We start from the raw sequence: 24,253 nt of genomic DNA, 5'->3' as shown, positions 1-24,253 counted from the left end.
GGGACGCGCCGGGCGGCGGCCCGCCCGGTCGAAAGTCCTGGCCGGCTGAGCCTATCCGGCCAGCCCGATCCCCCGCGCCATTCCCGACGCGGCGAACACGATGACCATCACGAGCATGGCCTGCCAGTGGCCGATCCGCACATAGGTTCGTGCGCGGCCCAGATCGGGCATTTGCCGTTGCCGCGCGGCGATGCGCCAGCGGATCAGCCCGAGCATCGGCACGATCTCGAGCAGCAGGATCAACACGAGCGCGGTCATCTTGACGTGAAAGAGCGGCTCGTGAAGGTAATATGCGGCGCCCTTCTCGAAGCCGCCGAACGCGCGTGTGAGCCCGGTTGCGATCAGCACCAGCGCGGACAATCCCCAGGCCGCGTCGGCCTTGAACACGCCGGGCAGGTCGGCGGCCTGCGCCGATGCGATGACCCGGCGCAGCGCGCGGTTGCGCCCCGCGATCGCGGCGAACGCGACGCCGAACGCCATCAGGTGAACGGCTGCCAGCAACCAGCGAACGATCATTGTGCCTCCGTGTCGCCCGCGCGCCGCGCAGGCCTTGTCAGACGATCTGTTTGAGCGCGGCGTCGAGCGCGAGCACCGCAACGCGGTCGCCTTCGGTCGCGAGCGGTGCGCGCATCACGATCTGCCGGTTATGGCCGACGGCCGCCGGCGAATCCCACAGCAGTTCCACCTGCGGCCGCCGAAACAAGCTGCCGCGACGCGGCGGCACAGCAGCCGCCGGCGCCGCCTGCTCGACCGCGCCGGCCGCGCCGCGGCCCGGCCAGCGTACCGACAGTTCGCGCGCGTCGTACTGGCCGACCTTGCGGCTCTCCATCCACACGATCGCGGTGCGCGTAAGCGTATCGAGCGAGATGGCGTAGCGGCCGACCGCGAAGCGGCGCGCGGCAACATTGGTGCGCCACAGCGGCCGCGGGCGGCACATCCACACGATCGCCGCATACAGCGCCGGCGCCGCGAGGAGCCAGCCGTTGGTCGCCGTCACCGCGTGCAGCGCACGGCGCCAGCCGGCCGCCCATGCGAACGCGCCGATCGACCACACGGCAAACAGGAAACCGATCAGCGCGAAAACGCGCAGCGCCTGACGCAGCCATTGCGGCAGCGGATGGAACGGCCGCTCGGCGCGCGCAGCAGCGCCCGGCAGCGCGAGCAGCAGGAAGATCAGCACGAGATAGACGAACGCCCAGGGCGACGACACCATCGCCGACAGCGACGCGCGATAGCCCATCTGGGACATCGAGAACAGCCAGCGCGCGAGCAGCACGAGACCGATCGCGCGCAACGCGAAGATCACGCCGGCGCCGGGGGCCGGCGCTGCGCGCGTGGTTTTCGATCTCGCCAAGACTGCTCTCCTCTCGATGTTCGTGCGGGGCCGGATTTCACGGCACGGCCATTATAGGGACATTACCGTCTGGACAGACGCCCGGATGGCGTGCCGTCCCGGTTCCGGGGCCGTTCGCGGCGCCGGGCGCGGCGAGAATACAACAGATCCGCGCCGCAGATGTGACAACGCCCCGCCGGGGACCCGGACGGGGCGTCGATGACGGCTTCAGCCGCTGCGCGGCCGGCGCGCCGGCATCAGCCTGCGTTGACTTCGCGCAGCACCGTGCGGCGCTTCTGGCGCAGCAGTTCCTCGTAGCCCTTCACGTAGTTCTGCGCCATCACCTTCGACGAGAAGCGTGCCTCGAACGCGGCGCGCACCTTCTCGCGCGGCAGCGTATCGAGACGCTTGAGCGCCGCGACGGCCGACAGTTCGTCTTCGACGACGAAGCCCGACACGCCGTTCTCGATCACTTCCGGCACCGAACCGCGCTTGAACGCGATCACCGGCGTGCCGCACGCCATCGCCTCGATCATCACCAGGCCGAACGGCTCCGGCCAGTCGATCGGGAACAGCAGCGCGTGCGCGTTGCCCAGGAATTCGGTCTTTTCCGACTCGCTGATTTCGCCGATGTACTCGACGTGCGGCAGCGCGAACAGCGGCTTGATCTTCTCTTCGTAGTACGCGCGGTCGGCCTTGTCGAGCTTCGCGGCGATCTTGATCGGCAGGCCGGCCTGCTCGGCGATGCGAATCGCGGTGTCGACGCGCTTCTCCGGCGAGATGCGGCCGAGGAATGCGAGGTAGCTCGGCTTCACGTTCGGGATCGGCGTCAGCAGGTTTTCCGGCAGGCCGTGGTACACGGTCGACAGCCAGTTCGCCTGCGGCAGCGGAATGCGCTGGTTGTCGGAGATCGACACGACCGGCACGTCGCTGAACGCGTTGAAGATCGGCTGCAGTTCCGGCAGGTCGAGACGGCCGTGCATCGTCGTCAGATGCGGGACCGGCTGGCGCGAGAACAGCGAGAACGGGTAGTAGTCGATATGGCAGTGCAGGACGTCGAACTCTTCCGCACGGCGGCGCACCTGCTCGAGCAGCAGCATGTGCGGGGCCATCACGTCGCGGATCGTCGGGTCGAGGCGCAGCGCCTGCGGCCAGCACGCTTCGAGCTTCGCCGACGTTTGCGAATCGCCGCTCGCGAAGAGCGTGACGTCATGGCCCATCTCGACGAGCGCTTCGGTGAGATAGGACACCACTCGCTCGGTACCACCGTACAGTTTCGGGGGCACCGCTTCGTGCAACGGAGCGATTTGGGCGATTCGCATGCGTAACTCCTAAAAAATCGGCTAAAAACCAGGTATGGGTCGGCAACCTGCCGGCGGTCCGGGCTGGATGCATTTCGTCCGAAGATCGGACGAATCAGCCTGCCGGGGGCGTCGAACCCGCGCTGCACAAGGAGCGTCGGCGACGCGACAGGCATAGAACGTTTGAAACGAAGACCCGTTGACAGGGGTTCGTAAAAACCTGGACTCGAACCCGGAGCCGATTATCTAGGGTTAATCCCGATACGGCGGACAACATTTCAAACACTTTACTTTGTTACAAAGGCGCAACACTTTGCAACCCGCGGACTTGGGCGTCCGTTCTAGAGTGGAAGGCCCTTTTGGCGTTCCGGGTCCTCCCGTCGCTGCCGGTGTCGCAATTCCGGCGCATGCGGCAGGCAGGATGAGGATGCCGGATTTTATCTCAAAATTGGCCGTGCGCCCCTGGCCAGCGCAAGAATTCGCGCAGCGCAATGCACGGCCTTGTTTACAATGCCGGATTATTCAGTCCGAGCGCCCCGTGGGCTGCGATCCAGCCGAACCGCTCAATCACCGAATCACCGCACGCATATTTTGGAATCTCTCACCCCTGCCCAGCGCAACGCCCACAACGCGAAGCTGTCGAGCTACGCGCATCGGCCGATCGCGTTCCTGTTCCGCTACATCCGCCTGCATCCCGTCGCGCACCTGATCGTGCTCTGCAGTGTGCTGGCCGCCGTCGGCTGCGCGCTCGGCTCGCAATATGCGATCAAGCACCTGATCGACGTGCTCGCGACCGGGCGCCATCATCCGGGCCCGCTGTGGAGCGCATTCGCGCTGCTCGTCGGGCTGATCGCGGCCGACAACCTGCTGTGGCGCGTCGGCGGCTGGGTCGCCGCGCACACGTTCGTCGCGGTCACCGGCGACCTGCGGCGCGACCTGTTCCAGTACCTGATCGGCCATTCGCCGACCTATTACTCGGAAAAGCAGCCGGGCACGCTCGCGAGCCGCATCACGGCCACGTCGAACGCCGTCTACACGTCCGAGAACACGATGGCCTGGAACGTGCTGCCGCCGTGCATCGCGGTGATGGGCGCGATCCTGATGATCATCGTCGTGAACCCGCTGATGGCTGCCGGCCTGCTCGGCTGTTCGGCCGTGCTCTCGGTCGTGCTGTTCAAGCTCGCCGGGCGCGGCTCCGCGCGCCATCACGCGTTCGCGGCGAAAGCCGCCGCGGTCGACGGCGAGCTCGTCGACGTGATCGGCAACATGGGCCTCGTGCGTGCGTTCGGGATGACGCTGCGCGAACAGAAGCGCTTCAGCGCGACGGTGAAGGCCGAGATGGACGCGCGCCAGCAAAGCCTGCTGTATCTCGAGAAACTGCGGCTGCTGCACGCGGTGATCACCGCGATGCTGTCCGCCGGCCTGCTCGGCTGGGCGCTGTGGCTGTGGGACCAGGGCCGCGCGACCTCCGGCGACATCGTGCTCGTCAGCTCGCTCGGCTTCACGATCCTGCACGGCACGCGCGATCTGGCGGTCGCGCTCGTCGACGTCACGCAGCACGTCGCACGCCTGTCCGAAGCCGTGAAGACGCTGCTCGAGCCGCACGGAATGCCCGACCGCTCCGACGCGCAGCCGCTGTCGGCCAAGGGCGGGCGCGTCGATTTCGAGCGCGTGACGTTCGCTTATCCGCACCGCCGCGCGATCCTCGATCACTTCGATCTTCATATCGAGCCGGGCCAGCGCGTCGGCCTGATCGGCAAGTCGGGCGCCGGCAAGTCGACCGTGCTCGCGCTGCTGCAGCGCTTCTACGATACGCAGGACGGCGCCGTGAAGGTCGACGGTCAGGACGTGAAGACCATCACGCAGGACAGCCTGCGCCACGCGATCGCGCTCGTGCCGCAGGACATCTCGCTGCTGCACCGGACCATCTACGACAACATCGCGTACGGCCGCCCCGATGCGACCCGCGAGGAAGTGCTCGCGGCCGCGCGCGATGCCCGCTGCGCGGAGTTCATCGAGGCGATGCCGGAAGGCTATGACACCATCGTCGGCGACCGTGGCGTGAAGCTGTCGGGCGGCCAGCGCCAGCGCATCGCGATCGCGCGCGCAATCCTGAAGGACGCGCCGATCCTGCTGCTCGACGAGGCGACCTCCGCACTCGACAGCGCATCCGAGGAAGCGATCCAGAGCGCACTCGACCGCCTGATGGTCGGCCGCACGGTGATCGCGATCGCGCACCGCCTGTCGACGCTGCGCAACTTCGACCGGATCATCGTGATGAGCAACGGCAAGGTGATCGACGACGGCAGCCCCGACGTGCTGCGCAACCGCCCGGGCCTGTACCGCGACCTGCTCGCGAAGCAGCACGGCCGCCATCACGTGCCCGACGGCACCACACCGACCGGCGCACGCGTGGCCTGACGCCGCGACGCGCAGCCGACAAAAAAAGCCGCCGTGCACCGGGCACGGCGGCTTTTTTTCATGGCGTCACGCGAGCGCCGCCGCGCGGCGCGCGCGTTACACGCGCTGCAGGTCGCGCAGGAAGTTGTCGCGCCACACCGACACGTTGTTCTCGCGCAGCTGCGCGATCATGTCCGCATAACGCGCGCGCCGCTCGGCAAGCGGCATCGTCAGCGCCTGCGACAGCGCATCGGCCATCCCGTCGATGTCGATCGGATTGACGATCAGCGCGCCCGTAAGTTCGCGCGCGGCACCCGCGAAACGCGACAGCACGAGCACGCCCGGATCCTCCGGATTCTGCGCGGACACGTACTCCTTCGCGACGAGGTTCATGCCGTCGCGCAGCGGCGTCACGAAGCCCACGCGCGCGAGGCGATACAGCGCGGCCAGCACCTGCCGGTCGTACTGGCGGTGAATGTAGAGGATCGGCGCCCAGTCGAGCTCCGCGTAGCGGCCGTTGATACGCCCCGACTCCGCCTCGAGCTGCAGGCGGATGTCCTGGTACGCGCGCAGGTCGGCCCGCGTCGACGGCGCGATCTGCAGGAACGACACGCGGTTGCGGATCGACGCCTGATGCTCCAGCAGCTTCTCGAATGCGCGGAACCGCTCGACGAGCCCTTTCGAATAGTCGAGCCGGTCGACGCTCATGATCAGCTGGCGCCCGCGCAGCGACGTGGCCATGCGCGCGGCCTTGCCGTGCTCGCCGGCCTGCGCGAGCGACGCGATCTCGTCCGGATACACGCCGATCGGATACGCGGCCGCACGCAGCGTGTTGCCGAACGCGCTGACGCGCATCGTGCGCCCTTCGCGCGCCACTTCGCCGCCGGCCTCGAATTCGATGTAGTCGCAGAACGCGCGCAGGTCCGGCTCGGTCTGGAAGCCGAGCAGGTCGAACGCGCACAGCGACTCGACGAGCTCGCGATGCGGCGGCACGTTGACGAGCACCTGCGCGGCCGGAAACGGGATGTGCAGGAAAAAGCCGATGCGGTTCTTCACGCCGGCCGCGCGCAGCGCACGTGCGAACGGGATCAGGTGATAGTCGTGCACCCAGATCACGTCGTCGTCCTGCAGCAGCGGCACGAGCTGCTGCGCGAGCCACACGTTCACGCGGCCGTAGCCTTCGAACTCGTGGCGATCGTACTGGATCAGGTCCGCCCGGTAATGAAACGCGGGCCACAGCGTCGCGTTCGAGAAACCGCGGTAGTACTGGTCGTAATCGCGGCGCGACAACCCGACGGTCGCGAACGTCACGGGGCCGCGCTCCTCGATGTGGATCTGCGGCGCACCGGACGCGACCACCTCGCCGCTCCACCCGAACCACATGCCGCCCGTCTCCTTCAGCGCGTCGTACACACCGATCGCGAGACCACCCGCCGCCGGCTCGCCTTCCGAAATCGGGGCGACGCGGTTCGAAACGATGATGAGTCGACTCATGCGCCTTGCTGCTCCGCGTGAAGCCAGCGGGCGATCTGCTCGTGCAATGCGTCGACCGAGTCGAGCCGCGTGCGGGCCGACGTCTCGCCCGCGCCGACCTTGATCGACAGGCCGCCGCGCGCATTGACCACCGCGAAGCCCTTCTCGTCGGTCAGGTCGTCGCCCGCGAACAGCGGCATGCGGCCCGCGAACGGCGGCTCGTCGAGAAACGCGGCCAGCGCGCGCCCCTTGTCGACGCCCTTCGGCTTGATCTCGAATACCATCTTGCCGGGTTGCAGCACGTACGCATCCGCATATTCGGCGACGAGGCGCTCGGCCGCTTCGCGCGCGACCGGCTCGCGCTCGGGCGCGTTGCGGTAGTGCAGCGCGACGGCCGCGCCCTTGATCTCGAGCAGCATGCCCGGATGACGGTCGACGATGGCCGCGAGTTCGCGCTCGATGCGCAGCAGCCGTTCGTCGTTGAAGCCGATACGCTGCGTGTCGCCGTTCGCATCGCGACGTTCGGCGCCGTGCAGGCCCGCGATCGGCAGATCGGGCATTTTCAGGAACGTGTCGAGATTGTCGATGCCGCGACCCGACACGACAGCGACCGCACCGTGCGTGCGGCGCCGCAGTTCGTCGAGCAGCGTCAGCAGCGACGGCGGCACGTGAATGCTGTCCGGCGTCGGCGCCAGCTCGACGAGCGTGCCGTCGAAGTCGAAAAAGAACGCGGTATCGGTCAGGGACAGGGAAGCCGGAACGGATTGCATCGATTCGATGGTCTGAGGAGCGGCCGGCAAACGCGCGGCCGCCGCTTCGAGAATGGAATTGTGCGCATCTTACCGCGCCTGCGTATCGAGATGGGCGAAACCGGCGGAGGGCGGGCCGCGCGCGGCCACGCGCGTCGACTGCGACATATTGCCCCGTTCGCCCGTGCCGTACGGGTTTCGAAAGGACGCAGGCGCGGGAATTGCGCTACAGTCGGCAACCGCCGGCCGCGCGACGCATGGCGCCGCGCCGGCCGACGACCGTTCCGTCCGATCGAGCCCCTGGATGTCGTCTGCCCGTCCCGCGCCGCACCGGCGCCTCTTCAGCCTGACCCGCTTCGTCCGCACCGCCGCGGCGCTGAGCGCCGCCGTCGCGCTCGCCGCATGCACGCACGACGAGCCGAGCTGGCACCTGACCAACGTCACCGGCCACCTGCCCGACCTGTCGTTCACACTCACCGGCGGCGACGGCCATCCGGTCGACGCGAACGCGTTTCGCGGCCGCGTCGCGCTCGTCTACTTCGGCTATACGCACTGCCCGGACGTCTGCCCCGAAACGATGGCCCGGCTGATGGAGGTGCTCGCGAAGCTCGGCCCGCAGGCGAACGACGCGCGCATCCTGTTCGTGTCGGTCGATCCGGCGCGCGACACGCCGCAGGCGATGCAGTCGTACGTCGCCGCGTTCGACGCCGCGCACGCGCGCGGCCTGACCGGCACCGACGGGCAGATCGAATCGCTCGCGAAGCGCTATCGCGTCGCGTACCAGATGGAAAAACGCGATCCGTCCGGCGGCTACGAGGTGACGCACAGCTCGGCCGTCTACATCTTCGATGCGAACGGCCGCGCGCGCCTGCTCGCCACCGACCGCGATTCGCCCGATGCCATCGCCGCCGACGTGCGCCGCATCATCGACACTGCCTCCCCCACCTGAACTCCGACATGAAGACGACCCTCAAGACATTCGCCCTCCTCGCCGCGCTGTGCACCGGCGCGCACGCCTATGCCGCCGGCGCGATCACCGCGCAGAATGCATGGGTGCGCTGGCTGCCGAACAAGCTGCCCGCGGGCGGCTACGTGACGCTCGTCAACACGAGCGACAAGCCGATCGATCTCGTCGACGTCGACAGCCCCGACTACGGAATGGCAATGCTGCACCAGACCGTGTCGAACGGCTCGACGCAGAAGATGGAGATGGTCGACAAGCTGACGATTCCCGCGCGCGGCAAGGTCGATATCGCGCCGGGCGGCTATCACTTCATGCTCGAGGAGCCGAAGCACGCGATCAAGCCCGGCGACACCGTGCGCCTGCGTCTGAAGTTCTCCGACGGCGAGACGGTCGACACGCCGTTCGCCGTGAAGTCGCCGGCCCAGGCGAAGTGATGCGCGCGCGATGAACGTCCTGTACTGGCTCGATCCGTGGGAACCGTCGCCGACCGTCGTCATCGCGGTGCTGGCGGCCGCCGTGCTGTTCGCGCGCGGCGTGAAGAAGGCGAAGGTGTCGCCGCTGCGGCAGTTCTCGTTCTGGCTCGGGCTGACGGCGCTCTACATCGCGCTGCATACGCGGCTCGACTACTTCTTCGAACACGAGTTCTTCATGCACCGCGCGCAGCATCTCGTGCTGCATCACCTCGGGCCGTTCTTCATCGCGCTGGCCTATCCGGGCGCGGCGATCCGCGCGGGCATACCGTTTCGCTGGCGGCAGCGCTTCGTGCGCCCCGCGCTCGCGTGGGCGCCCGTGCGCGCGACGCTGGACGTGGTGTTCCATCCGGTCGTCGCGGTCGTGCTGTTCGTCGGGCTGATCTATTTCTGGCTGCTGTCGCCGATCCACTTCATCGCGATGCTCGACTGGCGCCTGTATCGCGTGATGAACTGGAGCATGGTGATCGACGGGTTGCTGTTCTGGTGGCTCGTCGTCGATCCGCGCCCCGCGCCGCCGGCGCGGCTCTCACCGGGGCGCCGGATCCTGATCGTCGTCGCGGCGATCCCGCCGCAGATCGCGCTCGGCGCGCTGATCTTCTTCACGCCGCACGAGCTGTATCCGATCTACTCGATCTGCGGGCGCGCATTCACGTGGCTCAGCCCGCTGCGCGACCAGCAGATCGGCGGCCTGCTGCTGTGGATTCCCGGTTCGATGATGAGCGTGATCGGCGCGCTGATCGCGCTGCGGCATTGGCTAAGGCTGTCGGCGCGCGGCCGTCTGATCGACGAACGGGCGGCCGCCCGGCGTGCGCAAAACCGGCCGGCGACGCGCGCCGCCCACTGACCGCGCGGCGCGTCAACCGCGCGTGCCGGTCATCCACACGTGCGGGATCCCGTCCTCGTCGTGCACGTCCGAGCTCGGCGTGAAACCGAACGCCCCGTAGAAGCGCTGCAGATGGGCCTGCGCATGCAGGCTCACCTGCGCGTCCGGCCACTGCGCACGGATGTGCTCGAGCGCGCGCGACAGCAGCGCGTTGCCGAGGCCCGCGCCGCGAAACGGCGCGGTCGTCAGCACGCGGCCGATGCGCACGTCGGTGTGCTGCGCATCCGGTAGCAGTACGCGCAGATAGCCGGCGAGGCGGCCCTCCGGATCGTACGCGGCCAGGTGCCACGCGTCGTGATCCGCGCCATCGATGTCGCGATACACGCAGTTCTGCTCGACGACGAACACGGCGCTGCGCGCGTCGAGGATCGAATAGAGTTCACGCGCGGTCAGCGCGTCGAAGAATTTCCAGCGCCAGTCGAGATCGTCGGCGCGCACGGAGGCGGCAGGTGCGGAAGCGTTCATGGTCGGTCCTGATTCGAGCGCGCCGGCCGGCGCGCGGCAACCGTCGATTATGCCTCGAAGCGCACGCGGCACGCGTGCCGCCGCTCCGTACACGAAAAAAAGCCCCGCATTGCGCGGGGCCTTCCGTTACGCCGGCATCCGGCCGAAGCGGCCGCCGTTGAAATCGTCGATCGCGGTGCGGATCTCCTCTTGCGAGTTCATCACGAACGGCCCGTAACCGACCACCGGCTCATCGATCGGCTCGCCGCTCAAAATCAGCAGCTTCGCGTCGCCGTTCGCTTCGATCTCGACGTCGCGGCCGTCGCGGCTCAGTTGCACGAACTGCGCTTCGCGGGCCACCGTCTCGCCGTTCACGAGCAATGTCCCGCTCAGCACGACCACCGCGAGCGTCCGGCCTTCGGCGATCGGGAACCGTGCACGGCCGCCTGCCGCAAGCCGCACGTCCCACACGTCGATCGGCGTGTGGGTGCGGGCCGGCCCGCGCCGCCCGTCGAACTCGCCCGCGATGATCCGCGCGCGGCCTGCGCCGTCCGGCAGTTCGACCACCGGGATGTCCGCGTCCAGCAGCGTCTGGTAACCGGGCGCGCCCATCTTGTCGGCGGCGGGCAGGTTCACCCACAGCTGCACCATCTCGAGCGGACCGCCGCGCTTCGTGAACGCTTCCGAGTGGAATTCCTCGTGCAGGATCCCGCTCGCGGCCGTCATCCATTGCACGTCGCCCGGGCCGATCACGCCGCCCGCGCCGGTCGAGTCGCGGTGTGCGACCTCGCCGTCATAGACGATCGTCACCGTTTCGAAGCCGCGGTGCGGGTGCTGCCCCACGCCGCGCGGCGTCGAAGCCGGCTCGAAGTTCACGGGACCGGCGTAGTCGAGCAGCAGGAACGGGCTCAGGTGCGTGCCATGAGACTGATAGCTGAACATCGAACGCACCGGGAAACCGTCGCCGACCCAATGGCCGCGCGGCGCACTGTACACACCCTGGATCTTCTTCATTTTGCCTTCTCCGAATTGCGGCGAAACACGTGTTTCGCATCCTGAGGAGGAATATAGAGGTGGAACGATCGATCCGGTAGACTGCCAAAATCGCACTCAGCGTTCTATTTCATGAACGATAACGACCGGGATCTGAACGATCTCTACTACTTCGTGCAGGTGGTCGAGCACGGAGGCTTCGCGCCGGCCGGGCGCGCGCTCAACATGCCGAAATCGAAGCTGAGCCGCCGCATCGCGCTGCTCGAAGCGCGGCTCGGCATGCGGCTGATCCAGCGCTCGACACGCCGCTTCACGGTCACGGACGTCGGCCAGACCTATTACGCGCATTGCCGCGCGATGCTCGTCGAAGCGGACGCCGCCGACGAGGCGATCGCGCTGCTGCACGAGGAGCCGCGCGGCATCGTGCGGGTCAGTTGCCCGGTCGTGCTGCTCGATTCATTGGTCGGCGCGATGATCGCCGCGTTCATGGTCGCGTGCCCGCGTGTCGAGATTCATCTGGAAGCGACCAACCGGCGCGTCGACGTGGTGGGCGAAGGCATCGACGTCGCGATCCGCGTACGGCCGCCACCGCTCGAGGACAGCGATCTCGCGCTGCGCGTGCTGGCCGAGCGCGGGCAGTGTCTCGTCGCCAGCCCCGCGTTGCTGCGCGAGCATGGTGTGCCGGCCGTGCCCGCCGACCTGACACGCTTGCCGAGCCTCGATCACGGCGTGCCGCAAGCCGCGCACGTGTGGCGGCTGCGCGGCCCCGACGGCGCGCAGGCGGAAATCCACCACCAGCCCCGGCTCGTGACGGGCGGCATGCTCGCGCTGCGCGCAGCGGCTGTCGCGGGCGTGGGCATCGTGCAGTTGCCGACGATGATGGTGCGCGATGAAGTCGCGCGCGGCGAACTGGCGACCGTGCTGCCGGACTGGGCGCCGCGCCGCGAAATCGTGCACGCGGTGTTTGCCTCGCGGCGCGGGTTGCTGCCCGCGGTACGCGCGCTGCTCGATTTCCTGGCCGAGCGGTTCGCCGGACTGGAGCCCGATTGAGCGACGGCGCGCGCGCCACGCGCTGCAAACGCGCCGCGCGTGCCGTAGACTGCGGGACGCGCATCGCGCTTTTCACAACCCGCCCTTCACAACCCTTTTCGCATTTCAGCCATGTTCACGCTGTCCACCGACCCTCACGCCTCCAAGGCCGAACTCTATGCGACGCTCGTCGAGCAAGCACGCGCGCTCGTCGAATCGGAACGCGACCTGATCGCGAACGCCGCGAACTTCTCGGCGCTCGTCTATCACTCGCTCGACCGCCTGAACTGGGCCGGCTTCTATTTCTTCGACGGGACGGAACTCGTGGTCGGGCCGTTCCAGGGCAAGCCCGCGTGCGTGCGGATCGCGCTCGGCAAGGGCGTGTGCGGCACGGCGGCGCAGACCCGCGAGACGCAGGTCGTGCGCGACGTGCACGCATTCCCCGGCCATATCGCCTGCGATGCCGCGTCGGAATCGGAAATCGTCGTACCGCTGGTAGCCGCCGACGGCACGCTGATCGGCGTGTGGGACGTCGACAGCCCCGTGGCCGCCCGCTTCGATGACGAAGACCGCAACGGGATGGAAGCGCTGTGCCGCGTATTCGTCGAACATGCGTGGCAGAAGGCGCGCGGTTGAGCCGTGATTGAACCGTGATCGGGCCGCGTGACGTCGCGGGTCGGCCGCGCGACTCCGGATGAAAAAGGCGCCATGACGGCGCCTTTTCATTTCATTGCGCCGCCCTGGGCGGCACGCCGCCTGTCAGGCCGCGTGCGTGCCGGACAGCGGCGCGAACGCCGGCGGCTTCACGTCGTCCGACAGGATCTCGACGCCCTGCTCCGTCACGACGACCATGTGCTCCCATTGCGCCGACAACGAGTGATCCTTCGTGACGACCGTCCAGCCATCGGCCAGCACGCGCGTATCGCGCTTGCCCGCATTCAGCATCGGCTCGATCGTGAAGATCATCCCCGGTCGCAGCGGCACGCCGGTGCCCGGGCGGCCATAGTGCAGCACCTGCGGCTCGTCGTGATAGACGTCGCCGATCCCGTGGCCGCAGTACTCGCGGACCACGCTGAACCCCTCACGGTGCGCGACCTGCTGGATCGCATAGCCGACGTCGCCGAGCGTCGCGCCCGGACGAACCGCGCCGATGCCCGCGTGCATCGCCTCGTAGGTCGTCGCGACGAGGCGCCGCGCCAGTTCGCCCGGCTCGCCGACGAAGTACATGCGGCTCGTGTCGCCGAACCAGCCGTCCTTGATCACCGCGATGTCGAGATTCACGATATCGCCGTCGCGCATCGGGCGCGACGACGGAATGCCGTGACAGACCACGTGGTTGACCGACGTGCACAGCGTTTTCGGATAACCGTGGTAGCCGATGTTCGCCGGAATGGCGCCGAGTTCGTCGACGATGTATTCGCGGCAGCGCGCGTCCAGTTCATCCGTCGTGACGCCCGGCTTCACGTGCTCGGCGATCATCGTGAGCACCTGGGACGCGAGCTTCGCGGCTTCGCGCGAGCGGGCGATTTCCGCGGCACCGCGGATCGGGATTTCGCGTCTTGCCATCACGCCACCTGCTCGATGCCGTGGGCGACCGACTCCGTCGGACCGGCATCGCTGCCCCGCGCTTCACTCTCGATCAGCATCCGGCAGATATCGCCGTAGGACAGCGACGGATTGAGCTCCGCCAGCATCCCGACGCGCAGCCAGTGCTCCGCCTGCGCGTTGATCGAACGGCTCAGCGCGGTACTGGTCGAGCGCAGCCGTTCGTGCATGTGCTCGGATATCTTGATGATTCCCATATGTCTCTAATTAAACGAAATGTAGTCGTTTCGTATATTACGCTCGCACGGAGCGCTGGGCAAGCATCTGAGCGCGCTCGGAATCATCGAGCCGGGACCGCGACAGGACGGTTTCCCCGTTGACATCGAATTCCAGCTTGCTGGACAATAAATCCATCATGCAAGAATCAGCTCGCGCCCCCGCCGACGATACCGGCATCAATGAACGCATCGCCCGGCGCGTGCGCGATCTGCGCATGCTGCGAGGCTACACGCTCGATGCGCTCGCCGCGCGTTCCGGCGTCAGCCGTTCGATGATCTCGCTCATCGAGCGCGCGTCGGCAAGCCCGACCGCCGTCGTGCTCGACAAGCTCGCGGCCGGTCTCGGTGTATCGCTGGCCGCGCTGTTCGCCGGCGATCGCGACGACGCGCCCGCCCAGCCGCTGGTGCGGCGTGCGCAGCAGGCGGAATGGCGCGATCCGGCGTCCGGGTACGTGCGGCGCAATCTGTCGCCGCCGGGCTGGCCGTCGCCGATCCAGCTCGTCGAGGTCGATTTCCCGGCCGGCGCGCGCGTCGCATACGACTCCGGCGGGCGCGAAAGCGCGCTGCATCAACAGGTGTGGGTCGTCAGCGGGCGCGTCGACATCACGTTCGGCGAGCAACGTCACGAACTGCACGAAGGCGACTGTCTGGCCATGCGCGTCGATCAGCCGCTTGTTTTCAGCAACCCTTCGTCGCACGCCGCGCGCTATGTCGTCGCGATCTGCGACGCCCCCGCCGCCGTCGGCGCGCGAGGTGTGCCATCCATTCAAGGCCGACAGGCGCAGGAGCCCGCATGAATCCCCCGACACCGCGCGACGACGTGCGCCTGATCGATTGCAGCGAGGCCGAGCATGCGGCGGCCATCCTCGAGATCCTGAACGACGCGATCGTGAACTCGACCGCGCTGTACGACTACCGGCCGCGGCCGCCGGAAGCGATGGTCACGTGGTTCGCGACGAAGCGCGCCAACGGGTTTCCGGTCGTCGGCGCGGTCGACGAATCGGGCACGCTGGTCGGCTTCGCGAGCTGGGGCACGTTCCGCGCGTTCCCGGCGTTCAAGTACACGGTCGAACACAGCGTCTACGTCCATCGCGACCATCGCGGCCGCGGCCTCGGCGAGTTGCTGCTGCGCGAGTTGATCCGGCGTGCGCGCGAAGCTGGCGTGCACGTGCTGGTCGGCTGCATCGACGCGACCAACGGCGGCAGTGTCGCGCTGCATACGCGGCTCGGCTTCGTGCACTCCGGCACGATCACCGAGGCGGGCTTCAAGTTCGGCCGCTGGCTCGATGCGGCGTTCTATCAGTTGACGCTCGACACGCCGTCGCAGCCGGTCGACGGCTGACCGGCGGTGCCGTTCGGGCAGCTGACCTGTCGCACCGTCTCCTTCCGCCACTGTCCTCTCCGCGATCGGACAGGGAGTCGCCACGAGCATGACGTTCGCGGGGTGACTTCTGCTCTATGGCTCTCCCTCAGCGACATTCCGAGAATGTGCGAGCGGGCATGACCGCATCCCCCGGTCAACCGCTTCATTCGTCACATTCAATGAAGGAGAACGGCCATGTACCAGCCTCAGGATATCGCGCCCAAAACGATCATCGGTTGGGCGGAAGGCGCGCTTGTTGAAAGAAGCACGCTCACTCAATACCGCCGGACGCCCGAGCCCGTGGATTACTTTCTCGAAAAAGGCGGCTGGGAGAACGTACTGAAGCTCTGGCTGTCGAGCAAATTTCGCGAGCTTCCCGGCACCCCGACCGTGGAGTGCGAACAGGCGATCTACCAGGATCCGCATCAAAACGTCGACATCCTGATCCGCCCTCCGCTTGGCAAAGCGATTTGCATCGAACTGAAGGCGGAATCCCTCTTCCACTCCGCACTACAGGGGCGACAGACTGTACCCCACAAATTCTTCGACGAAGTTGGCGACGACATCGAAAAGCTTCGTTGGGTGAAGCCGCAATATGCCGATGCGATCAAGATGGTGATCGCAGTTTGCTTCAGCGTCGAAGCCGCGGAATCGATGCGCAATCACGCTTTCGAGGAAGACACCATCACGTTGGGCGAGGGTGAGAATAGCTGGCCGATCACAATTTTCTGGCGGGTCATCTGAGTGGCGCCAGCAGATCGAATTTCCAGGACGAGCCGCAAAAAAGAAAAGCCCCGCCGAAGCGGGGCTTTTCTTTTCCTACCTGGAGGCGCGAGCCGGAGTCGAACCGGCCTAAACGGCTTTGCAGGCCGCTGCATAACCGCTTTGCTATCGCGCCAAAAGCGGACTGTCCGGATGCCACGGAGGCAAGTGACAGATTCGTTTATTCGAGGACCGTCGGCCCATCAAATAAAAAGGGAAGCGCGGCTTCCCCATGACTTGGAGCGGGAGACGAGTCTCGAACTCGCGACCTCAACCTTGGCAAGGTTGCGCTCTACCAACTGAGCTACTCCCGCATCGTCCTGCATCTGCAGCGCTTTGCCATACAACACGCTGCCAGAAAAATCTGGAGCGGGAGACGAGTCTCGAACTCGCGACCTCAACCTTGGCAAGGTTGCGCTCTACCAACTGAGCTACTCCCGCATCGTCCTGCATCTGCAGCGCTTTGCCGTACAACACGCTGCCAGAAAAAATCTGGAGCGGGAGACGAGTCTCGAACTCGCGACCTCAACCTTGGCAAGGTTGCGCTCTACCAACTGAGCTACTCCCGCGTATTGCTACGCTACTGCTTCCCCGTCACACACTTACTTCGTCGTGCAGCGGAGAAGCGAGATTATGTCGAAGGCACATTCGTATGTCAAGGGCTTTTCCAGCCCTTTTTCCAAAAACCTGCGCTGCCCACCGTGCCGAGGCGGTCACGCGCCGCCGCGCTCGCGAATCTGCGGCCACGCGAGCTTCATGTAGTACAGCATCGACCAGATCGTCAGCACCGCCGCGAGATACATCAGCCACTCGCCCCACACGCGCGTGTCGATCGTCGCGATGCCGAGCGGCAGCGGGCCGTAGTACAGCAGCATCGGAATCGCGACCATCTGGCACGCGGTCTTGAACTTGCCGAGCTGGTTCACCGCGACGCTCTTCGACGCCCCGATCTGCGCCATCCACTCGCGCAGCGCCGAGATCGCGATCTCGCGGCCGACGATCACGAGCGCGATCGCCGCATCGACCCGCGCGATCTGCACGAGGATCAGCAACGCGGCGGTCACCATCAGCTTGTCCGCGACCGGATCGAGGAACGCGCCGAACGACGACGTCTGGTTCCACTTGCGGGCGAGAAACCCGTCGAACCAGTCGGTGAGCGCCGCGAGAATGAAGATCGCCGCCGCCGCGAGGTTGCGGTGCGCGCCGCCCATCACCGTGTCCGGCAGATAGAACACGCCGACGACGAGCGGAATCAGCACGATCCGTACCCACGTCAGGAAAATCGGGAAATTGAACGGCATGGCATGCGGGTCAGTAAAGGATTCGCAATTGTGCCGTGTCGACCGGCCTGCCACAAGAACGCGAGAACCGCGTGCATGAGCCACCGACCGCACGGCCGCTTCAGTGCAGCTGCTTGTAGATCTGCTCGGCGAGTGCGTGCGAGATGCCCTCGACGCTCGCCAGTTCCTCCACGCTCGCGGCAACCACGCCGCGCAGCCCGCCGAACCGCGCGAGCAATCGCTGCCGACGTTTCGCACCGACCCCTTCGAGTTCCTCGAGCCGCGAGGTCTGGCGCGCCTTCGCCCGCTTCGCGCGCATTCCGGTGATCGCGAAACGGTGCGCTTCGTCGCGGATCTGCGCGACGAGCATCAGCGCGGCACTCTCTTTGCCGAGTTCGAGCGGCGCGCGGCCGTCCGCGAATACGAGCGTCTCGAGGCCGACCTTGCGCCCCTCGCCCTTCGCGACGCCGACCAGCATCGACGTGTCGAGCCCGAGTTCGGTGAACACCTGCCGCGCGATCTCGACCTGCCCCTTGCCGCCGTCGATCAGCACGATAGTCGGCAGCAGGCTCGATGCTTCGGCCTTGCGCGCGGATTCGCCGTCGATGCCGGCCGCGTCGTCGGCGGCCGCCGCCTGCGCGGCCTGCTCGACCATCTTCTCGTAGCGGCGCGTCAGCACCTGCCGCATGGCCGCGTAATCGTCGCCCGGCGTGATGCCCGTGATGTTGTAGCGACGATATTCGCCCGACTGCATCTTGTGATGGTGATAGACGACGCACGACGCCTGTGTCGCCTCGCCCATCGTGTGGCTGATGTCGAAACATTCGATCCGCAGCGTTGCAAGGTCGTCGCCTTCGAAGCCGAGCGTCTCCGCGAGCGCGCGCGTGCGCGCCTGCTGCGAGCCCTGCTCGGACAGCAGCCGTGCGAGCGCGATCTGCGCGTTCTGCTCGGCCATCGACAGCCACGCGCGCCGCTGCCCCTGCGGCTGCCGTACCAGCGACACCTTGTGACCGGCCTGCTCGGACAGCAATTCGAGCAGGTCGCGGCTCGCGGGCGCATGGCTCACGACCAGCACGGGCGGCACGCGATTGCCGAGATAGTGCTGCGCGATGAATGCATCGAGCACCTCGGCCTCCACCGACGCCACCGCATCGCGCGCGGCAGCAGCGTCCTCCGCCGGCCGATCGGGCAACGCCGCGGCGGCTTCGTCGGCAACGTCCTGCACATCGGCTTCGTCGCCGAGCCCGCCTTCGGCAAGCGTCAGCGCACTTTCGACGTGCGTCGGGAAATAGGCCTTGTCGCCGAGATGGCGGCCGCCGCGCACCATCGCCAGGTTCACGCACACGCGTCCGCCCTGCGCGACGACCGCCAGGATGTCGACGTCGCTGTCGCTGCCGACCTCGATCGCCTGCTGATGCAGCACCGTCGCGAGCGAGCTCATCTGGTTGCGCACCGCGGCCGCCTGCTCGAACTTCAGCTCGGCCGCGAACGCGTGCATCTTCTGCTCGAGCTCCTTCATCACCTCCGACTGCCGGCCGAGCAGAAACCGCGCCGCATTCGACACGTCGATCGCGTAGTCGTCCTCGGAAATCGCGCCGACGCACGGCGCCGTGCAGCGCCCGATCTGATGCAGCAGGCAGGGCCGCGTGCGGTTGTTGAACACCGAATCCTCGCAGGTGCGCAGCTGGAACACGCGCTGCAGGATCTGGATGCTCTCGCGCACGGCCCATGCACTCGGGAATGGCCCGAAGTACTGGTTCTGCTTGTCGACCGAGCCGCGGTAATACGCCATGCGCGGAAAACGGTGCGCGGTGAGCTTCAGGTACGGATACGACTTGTCGTCGCGAAACAGGATGTTGTAGCGCGGCGCGAGCGCCTTGATCAGATTGTTCTCGAGCAGCAGCGCCTCGGCCTCCGAGCGCGTGACGGTGGTCTCGATGCGTGCGATGCGCGTGACCATCATCGCGATGCGCGGCGACAACTGCGTCTTCGTGAAATAGCTCGATACGCGCTTCTTGAGGTCGCGCGCCTTGCCGACGTAAAGCACGGCGCCCGCCGCGTCGTAGTAGCGGTAGACGCCCGGCATGTGCGGCAATTGCGCGAGGATCTTCTTGGGTTCGAACGGGATGTCGGCGGCTTCTGGGGATGTCATGCGTGATCCGGGTGCCTTGTGGCGCGGAACGGGTCCATTAGAATCGTCAGTTTAGAGCATTCACCGGCCCGCTTCGATGCCCCGCACTGCCCCCGCCTCCCCTGCACCGCTCGCCCCCGACGAACCGATCGCGTGCGACCTCTTCTGCACCGTGATCGACAACTTCGGCGACATCGGCGTGTGCTGGCGCCTCGCGCGCCAGCTTTCGCACGAGCACGGCTGGCAGGTACGCCTTTTCATCGACGACCTGCGCACGTTCGCGCGACTGTTGCCGGCGGTCGATCCCGGTGCCGCGCGGCAGACGCTCGATGGCATCGTGATCGAACACTGGCACGCGAAAGTCGGCGATGCGCTGGAGATCGCCGACGTCGTGATCGAGGCATTCGCGTGCGAGCTGCCGGGCGCGTATCTCGCGGCGATGGCGCGCCGCGCGCGCCGCCCCGTGTGGATCAATCTCGAATACCTGAGCGCCGAGGACTGGGTCGCCGATTTCCATTTGCGACCGTCGCCGCATCCGCGCTACCCGCTGCTGAAGACGTTCTTCTTCCCCGGGCTGTCGGCCGGCACGGGCGGGGTACTCAAGGAACGCGACCTCGACGCACGCCGCACGGCCTTCGAAACCGACGCGGCAGCACGCGCCGCGTGGTGGCGGCAGGCAACGGGCGATGCGCCGCCGGCGCCCGGCACGACGGTCGTCAGCCTGTTCGCCTACGAGAATCCGGTCGTCGACGCGCTGCTCACTCAGTGGCGCGACGGCCCGTCGCCCGTCGTCGCGCTCGTACCTGCCGGCCGCATATCGCCGGCCGTCGCCCGTTTCTTCGGGGTCGAAGCGTTCGGCGCCGGCGCGCGCGCGCACACCGGCAACCTGACCGCTTACGGGCTCGCGTTCGTCCCGCAGGCCGACTATGACGCGCTGCTGTGGGTGGCCGACGTCAACTTCGTGCGCGGCGAGGATTCGTTCGTCCGCGCGCAATGGGCGCGCAAGCCATTCGTGTGGCACATCTATCCGCAGGCCGACGATGCCCACCTGCCGAAGCTCGACGCCGCGCTCGCGCACCTGTCGGCTGGCCTCGCCGACGCGCCGCGGGCGGCGCTCGCGCGCTTCTGGCACGCGTGGAACGGGCGCGGCACGCCCGACTGGGCCGATTTGCTGCAACACCGTGCCGCGCTGGACGCCAACGCGGCATGCTGGGCCGACGCGCTGGCGGGCGTCGGCGATCTCGCCGGAAAGCTGGCGGAATACGCAAAATCTCAGTTAAAATAAGCGGTTATCCGACGGCTGACCACGCAAGCGCTCGCGTTCAGGGCACCTGGCACCCACCGGAACGCCCCCGCGCTTGCGCCGTCAGCCGTTGTGCAACGCTCAGGCACCTATTTATTTGATTGGATCAGGACAGTTTTTTATGAAGACCGCACAGGAACTCCGCGTAGGCAACGTCGTGCAGATCGGCAGCGACGCATGGGTCATCGCAAAGACGGAATACAACAAGTCGGGCCGTAACGCCGCCGTCGTCAAGATGAAGATGAAGAACCTGCTGACGAACGCAGGCCAGGAATCGGTCTACAAGGCTGACGACAAGTTCGACGTCGTCGTGCTCGACCGCAAGGAAGTGACGTACTCGTACTTCGCAGATCCGATGTACGTGTTCATGGATGCCGACTACAACCAGTACGAAGTCGAAGCGGAAATGATGGGCGAAGCGCTGAACTACCTCGAAGACGGCATGGCTTGCGAAGTCGTGTTCTACAACGAGAAGGCGATCTCGGTCGAACTGCCGACGATCCTGGTTCGCGAGATCACCTACACGGAACCGGCCGTCAAGGGCGACACGTCGTCGGGCAAGGTCCTGAAGAACGCCAAGCTCGCAACGGGCTTCGAACTGCAAGTGCCGCTGTTCTGCAATACCGGCGACAAGATCGAAATCGATACGCGTACGAACGAATATCGCAGCCGCGCGTAATCGCCTGCGATTTGCGGATCGAACAAAGCGCCCTTCGGGGCGCTTTTTGTTTGCCTGCGGCCAACAGCGCCGGTGTGCCGCCACCATGAACAACACAAAATCCAGCACTAAAGGTATTCAATTTGTATCATCGGTAACTGTTTTATATCGGCAGAGAAATAATGCACGTCAGGCGTTCGGCGGGGCATAAAATCAGTTTTTAATCTGACACTGACATGCGGCTGCGGCGGGCTCGATGGCCGACAGCCCGCCTCTCCTGACTCGACTCGCGTCCACCATGCCACACGCCCTGATTGTCGAAGACGATCCCAACAGTCTGTCCGGCCTGACCGCCCTGCTCGCCGCGGACGGCTTCTCGGTCGACACGGCCACATCGCTCGCCGAAGCGCGCACGGCGCTCGGCCGCTCGATTCCCGATGTCGTCCTGGTCGACCTGAACCTGCCGGACGGCAGTGGATTCGACCTGCTCCAGCATCTGCCGCAGCAGCAGCCGAACGGCTCGCTGCCGGTGATCGTGTTGACGGGCAACGCGACGGTCGAAAGCGCGATCGAAGGCCTGCGTCACGGCATCTGGGACTACCTGCTGAAGCCGATCAACATCCCGCGCCTGCGCAGCCTGCTGGCCCGGATTCCACGTCCGTACGAACTGATCGATCAAGTGCGGACGCTGCGCGCGTCGCTGCGCCAACTGGGCCGTTTCGGCGCACTGGTGGGCCGCAGCGAGGCGATGCAGCACGTGTACGACATGATCGAGCACAATGCCGGCACCGAGACGGCCGTCCTGTTCACCGGCGAAGCCGGCACCGGCAAGAAACTCGCCGCGCGCACGCTGCACGACCTGAGCCGGCGCCGCAAGGGGCCGTTCGTGTCGTTCGACTGCCGTACGATCGCGCATGCCGGGCGCCACGGCGCGTCGCTCGACAGCGTGCTGTTCGGCCATGAACGCGGCGCGTTCGACGGCGCCGAGCGGCGCGAATCGGGCCTGTTCGAACAGGCCGGCGGCGGCACGCTGTTCCTCGACGAGATCACCGCGCTGCCGCTCGTGCTGCAGGAGGCACTGCTGCATGCGCTCGATTCGCAGAACTTCATGCGCATCGGCGGTACGAGCTCGATCGCGAGCGACTTCCGGCTGATCGCGACCACGCGCCGCCCGGCCCGCGAGGCCGTCGCGAACGGCACGCTGCGCGAGGATCTGTGGCTGCGCCTCGATGCGGCATCGATTACGATGCCGCCGCTGCGCGAGCGCGACGGCGATGCGCTCGCCATCGCGGACGCGCTCATCGACGAACTCAACCGCGAAGCGCGCGCCACCGGCCGCAGCACGACCGACAAGCGGGCGGCACCGGGCTTCGTGCGCGAATGCCTGTCCTACGAATGGCCCGGCAACGTGCGCGAATTGCAGGAGCGCGTGCGTTTCGCCTACGACGCGTCAGGCGATTTCGTCGAAACGCTGCGCGCGGGCGAAGCGAGCTTCGCGGCCGGCGCCGCGTTGAACGGCAGCAGCGTGCAGATCAAGGTCGGCACGCCGCTGTCCGACGTCGAGGACCTCCTGATCCGTGCGACGCTCGACGCAGTCGGCGGCACGCGCCATCGGGCGGCGACGCTGCTCGGCATCAGCCCCAAGACGCTGTACAACAAGCTGCAGCGGATGAAGGTGAACTGACCGCCGCAGTTGTTCGGGGTATCGGCGAGATTTGACGGTTAGTTGCGTAAAATCACGTCGCGTCGCTCCGCACTGCACCGATGGAAAAACAAAAAGCCGCGCAGAAGCGCGGCTTTTTGTTTTCGGCCCCGGGAACGGCGACATCGAGCCGCCCTTCTCCATTCAAGCCAGTGCGCTGCGCAGCAGTGCCTGCGCCTGCAGATACTCGGGTTGCACGATCAGCTTGTCCCACTTGAGCGGCTTGCCGCGTGCCCGCATCCGCTTGATGCGCCGCACCGAATCGGCCGACGCCTGTGCCTTCAACCCGTTCAGCACGACCTCGGCGGCGTCCGGCTGGTTGCACACCAGGACCATGTCGCAGCCGGCGGCGAGTGCTGCGTCGGCCGCTTGCGTGAGCGTGCCGCCTTCGCGCGCTGCCTCCATCGACAGATCGTCGCTGAAGATCGCACCGGTGAAGCCGAGCCGTCCGCGCAGGATGTCCTGCAGCCACACGCGCGAGAAGCCCGCGGGCTGCTTGTCGACCTGCGTGTAGATCACGTGCGCGGGGATCACCGCGGACAGCGACAGGCCAAGCCAGTCATACGGGGCGACGTCCTGTTCGAGGATCGCGTCGAGCGGCCGGTCGTCGGTCGGCAGTGCGACGTGCGAATCGGCTTCCGCGAAGCCGTGCCCGGGAAAATGCTTGCCGCAGTTCGCCATTCCAGCGAGCGACAGCCCGTGGTTCAGGCTTTTCGCGAGCAGCGTGACGACGCGCGGGTCGCGGTGGAACGCGCGATCACCGATCACCTTCGAGTGCCCGTAATCGAGATCGAGCACCGGCGTGAAGCTCATGTCGATCCCGCATGCGCGCAACTCGGCGGCCAGGATGTAGCCGACAGCGGTCGCGACTTTCGTCGCGAGCAGCACGTCGCGGTCCCACAGCTCGCCGAGACGGCGCATCGCCGGCAGCACGGTGAAGCCGTCGGTGCGGAAGCGCTGCACGCGGCCGCCTTCATGATCGACGGCGATCAGGATGTCCTCGCGCACCGCGCGGATCGAATCGGTCAGCGCGGTCAGTTGCGCGCGGTTCTGGAAATGCCGCGCGAACAGGATCACGCCGCCGGTGTTCGGATGCGCGAGGCGGCGCGCGTCATCGCGCGACAGGGCCGTGCCGACGACGTCGAGCATGACCGGGCCGGGAGTCGTTTTCATCGAATCGGGAAGTCCG

Annotated in this window: 24 protein-coding genes and 4 tRNA genes; 12 read left to right on the top strand and 16 right to left on the bottom strand. The window is 66.8% G+C overall.

The features are described 5' to 3' along the window. Nucleotides 1-51: 51 nt before the first annotated feature. The 3 genes from WS51_RS16095 to WS51_RS16085 all read right to left on the bottom strand — a co-directional run bounded on the left by WS51_RS16095 (nt 52) and on the right by WS51_RS16085 (nt 2,655). Nucleotides 52-516 (bottom strand): DUF2214 family protein, encoded by a 465-nt coding sequence (locus tag WS51_RS16095; RefSeq protein WP_059447661.1) that lies wholly within the window; start codon nt 514-516, stop codon nt 52-54. A gap of 37 nt (nt 517-553) precedes the next feature. Beyond that, nucleotides 554-1,354, bottom strand: a complete 801-nt coding sequence (locus tag WS51_RS16090) for a hypothetical protein (protein ID WP_059502831.1) — start codon at nt 1,352-1,354, stop codon at nt 554-556. Nucleotides 1,355-1,590: 236 nt separating this feature from the next. Further along, nucleotides 1,591-2,655 (bottom strand): glycosyltransferase family 4 protein, encoded by a 1,065-nt coding sequence (locus WS51_RS16085; protein ID WP_044844742.1) that lies wholly within the window; start codon nt 2,653-2,655, stop codon nt 1,591-1,593. A 570-nt stretch (nt 2,656-3,225) separates the two neighbouring features. Between WS51_RS16085 and WS51_RS16080 the strand changes: the two genes are divergently transcribed. After that, the gene (locus WS51_RS16080; RefSeq protein ID WP_059447663.1) at nt 3,226-5,055 is read left to right on the top strand and encodes an ABC transporter ATP-binding protein; all 1,830 of its coding nucleotides are present in this window, start codon (nt 3,226-3,228) and stop codon (nt 5,053-5,055) included. Between the two features lie 96 nt (nt 5,056-5,151). On the opposite strand, the gene otsA is transcribed toward WS51_RS16080, so the two are convergent. Together otsA and otsB are read right to left on the bottom strand one after the other, a co-directional pair. Then, entirely contained in the window at nt 5,152-6,528 is a 1,377-nt protein-coding gene (gene otsA, locus WS51_RS16075) for an alpha,alpha-trehalose-phosphate synthase (UDP-forming) (protein WP_059447664.1), read from the bottom strand. After that, a complete protein-coding gene (otsB, locus tag WS51_RS16070) occupies nt 6,525-7,277 on the bottom strand; it encodes a trehalose-phosphatase (protein WP_059502836.1) in 753 nt (250 codons plus the stop codon). Before otsB ends, otsA begins: the two co-directional genes overlap by 4 nt. Before the next feature lie 283 nt (nt 7,278-7,560). Here otsB and WS51_RS16065 point away from each other — a divergent pair, with 283 nt between their 5' ends. The 3 genes from WS51_RS16065 to WS51_RS16055 are packed head-to-tail and all read left to right on the top strand — an operon-like array spanning nt 7,561 to nt 9,537. Then, nucleotides 7,561-8,205, top strand: a complete 645-nt coding sequence (locus WS51_RS16065) for an SCO family protein (RefSeq protein ID WP_059848641.1) — start codon at nt 7,561-7,563, stop codon at nt 8,203-8,205. An 8-nt stretch (nt 8,206-8,213) separates the two neighbouring features. Beyond that, on the top strand, nt 8,214-8,654 hold the full coding sequence (locus WS51_RS16060; RefSeq protein ID WP_059545231.1) for a copper chaperone PCu(A)C: 441 nt from the start codon (nt 8,214-8,216) through the stop codon (nt 8,652-8,654). Between the two features lie 10 nt (nt 8,655-8,664). Then, nucleotides 8,665-9,537, top strand: coding sequence for a cytochrome c oxidase assembly protein (locus tag WS51_RS16055; protein WP_059545229.1), 873 nt, complete (start codon nt 8,665-8,667; stop codon nt 9,535-9,537). Nucleotides 9,538-9,549: 12 nt separating this feature from the next. Here WS51_RS16055 and WS51_RS16050 read toward each other — a convergent pair whose 3' ends face one another. Both WS51_RS16050 and WS51_RS16045 read right to left on the bottom strand, forming a co-directional pair. Next, the gene (locus WS51_RS16050) at nt 9,550-10,041 is read right to left on the bottom strand and encodes a GNAT family N-acetyltransferase (protein WP_059447669.1); all 492 of its coding nucleotides are present in this window, start codon (nt 10,039-10,041) and stop codon (nt 9,550-9,552) included. A 126-nt stretch (nt 10,042-10,167) separates the two neighbouring features. Further along, a complete protein-coding gene (locus tag WS51_RS16045) occupies nt 10,168-11,034 on the bottom strand; it encodes a pirin family protein (protein ID WP_059545227.1) in 867 nt (288 codons plus the stop codon). A 111-nt stretch (nt 11,035-11,145) separates the two neighbouring features. Between WS51_RS16045 and WS51_RS16040 the strand changes: the two genes are divergently transcribed. Both WS51_RS16040 and WS51_RS16035 read left to right on the top strand, forming a co-directional pair. Continuing rightward, on the top strand, nt 11,146-12,063 hold the full coding sequence (locus WS51_RS16040; RefSeq protein WP_059807278.1) for a LysR family transcriptional regulator: 918 nt from the start codon (nt 11,146-11,148) through the stop codon (nt 12,061-12,063). 111 nt (nt 12,064-12,174) lie between these two features. Then, nucleotides 12,175-12,678, top strand: coding sequence for a GAF domain-containing protein (locus WS51_RS16035; RefSeq protein WP_059502844.1), 504 nt, complete (start codon nt 12,175-12,177; stop codon nt 12,676-12,678). Between the two features lie 123 nt (nt 12,679-12,801). Here WS51_RS16035 and map read toward each other — a convergent pair whose 3' ends face one another. Both map and WS51_RS16025 read right to left on the bottom strand, forming a co-directional pair. After that, the gene (gene map / locus WS51_RS16030) at nt 12,802-13,608 is read right to left on the bottom strand and encodes a type I methionyl aminopeptidase (protein WP_059545221.1); all 807 of its coding nucleotides are present in this window, start codon (nt 13,606-13,608) and stop codon (nt 12,802-12,804) included. Continuing rightward, nucleotides 13,608-13,844, bottom strand: a complete 237-nt coding sequence (locus tag WS51_RS16025; protein ID WP_059502848.1) for a ParD-like family protein — start codon at nt 13,842-13,844, stop codon at nt 13,608-13,610. The genes map and WS51_RS16025 overlap by 1 nt, the downstream gene beginning before the upstream one ends. A gap of 158 nt (nt 13,845-14,002) precedes the next feature. Here WS51_RS16025 and WS51_RS16020 point away from each other — a divergent pair, with 158 nt between their 5' ends. The 3 genes from WS51_RS16020 (at nt 14,003) to WS51_RS16010 (ending at nt 15,972) form a co-directional block, all read left to right on the top strand. Further along, a complete protein-coding gene (locus WS51_RS16020; RefSeq protein WP_069229435.1) occupies nt 14,003-14,662 on the top strand; it encodes a helix-turn-helix domain-containing protein in 660 nt (219 codons plus the stop codon). Further along, on the top strand, nt 14,659-15,207 hold the full coding sequence (locus tag WS51_RS16015; protein ID WP_059502852.1) for a GNAT family N-acetyltransferase: 549 nt from the start codon (nt 14,659-14,661) through the stop codon (nt 15,205-15,207). Before WS51_RS16020 ends, WS51_RS16015 begins: the two co-directional genes overlap by 4 nt. 216 nt (nt 15,208-15,423) lie before the next feature. Next, nucleotides 15,424-15,972, top strand: coding sequence for a hypothetical protein (locus WS51_RS16010; protein ID WP_059447677.1), 549 nt, complete (start codon nt 15,424-15,426; stop codon nt 15,970-15,972). Between the two features lie 80 nt (nt 15,973-16,052). Here the strand turns inward: WS51_RS16010 and WS51_RS16005 are convergent. The 6 genes from WS51_RS16005 to uvrC form a co-directional block, all read right to left on the bottom strand. Further along, nucleotides 16,053-16,126 (bottom strand) — tRNA-Cys (locus tag WS51_RS16005). A 102-nt stretch (nt 16,127-16,228) separates the two neighbouring features. Continuing rightward, a tRNA-Gly gene (locus tag WS51_RS16000) sits at nt 16,229-16,304 on the bottom strand. A gap of 51 nt (nt 16,305-16,355) precedes the next feature. Next, nucleotides 16,356-16,431, bottom strand: a tRNA-Gly gene (locus WS51_RS15995). Between the two features lie 52 nt (nt 16,432-16,483). Then, nucleotides 16,484-16,559 (bottom strand) — tRNA-Gly (locus tag WS51_RS15990). Nucleotides 16,560-16,703: 144 nt separating this feature from the next. Then, a complete protein-coding gene (pgsA, locus tag WS51_RS15985) occupies nt 16,704-17,291 on the bottom strand; it encodes a CDP-diacylglycerol--glycerol-3-phosphate 3-phosphatidyltransferase (RefSeq protein WP_059447979.1) in 588 nt (195 codons plus the stop codon). Nucleotides 17,292-17,391: 100 nt separating this feature from the next. Then, nucleotides 17,392-19,422 (bottom strand): excinuclease ABC subunit UvrC, encoded by a 2,031-nt coding sequence (gene uvrC / locus WS51_RS15980; RefSeq protein WP_069229434.1) that lies wholly within the window; start codon nt 19,420-19,422, stop codon nt 17,392-17,394. A gap of 76 nt (nt 19,423-19,498) precedes the next feature. On the opposite strand from uvrC, the gene earP reads away from it, so the two are divergent. The 3 genes from earP to WS51_RS15965 all read left to right on the top strand — a co-directional run bounded on the left by earP (nt 19,499) and on the right by WS51_RS15965 (nt 23,046). After that, nucleotides 19,499-20,686 (top strand): elongation factor P maturation arginine rhamnosyltransferase EarP, encoded by a 1,188-nt coding sequence (gene earP, locus WS51_RS15975; protein ID WP_069229433.1) that lies wholly within the window; start codon nt 19,499-19,501, stop codon nt 20,684-20,686. Between the two features lie 139 nt (nt 20,687-20,825). Further along, nucleotides 20,826-21,383 carry an elongation factor P gene (gene efp / locus WS51_RS15970; RefSeq protein ID WP_034206788.1) on the top strand — a complete coding sequence of 186 codons (558 nt, stop codon included), beginning with the start codon at nt 20,826-20,828 and terminating at the stop codon, nt 21,381-21,383. Nucleotides 21,384-21,660: 277 nt separating this feature from the next. Continuing rightward, the gene (locus tag WS51_RS15965; protein ID WP_059447976.1) at nt 21,661-23,046 is read left to right on the top strand and encodes a sigma-54-dependent transcriptional regulator; all 1,386 of its coding nucleotides are present in this window, start codon (nt 21,661-21,663) and stop codon (nt 23,044-23,046) included. 162 nt (nt 23,047-23,208) lie between these two features. On the opposite strand, the gene nagZ is transcribed toward WS51_RS15965, so the two are convergent. Continuing rightward, nucleotides 23,209-24,237, bottom strand: coding sequence for a beta-N-acetylhexosaminidase (gene nagZ, locus WS51_RS15960; protein ID WP_060329784.1), 1,029 nt, complete (start codon nt 24,235-24,237; stop codon nt 23,209-23,211). Nucleotides 24,238-24,253: the final 16 nt, after the last annotated feature.

Origin of the sequence: Burkholderia territorii (assembly GCF_001718335.1) — a bacterium.
Taxonomy (GTDB): domain Bacteria; phylum Pseudomonadota; class Gammaproteobacteria; order Burkholderiales; family Burkholderiaceae; genus Burkholderia; species Burkholderia territorii.
The sequence above is the reverse complement of the archived record's forward strand: the minus strand, read 5'-3'. Positions and strand labels throughout refer to the sequence as shown.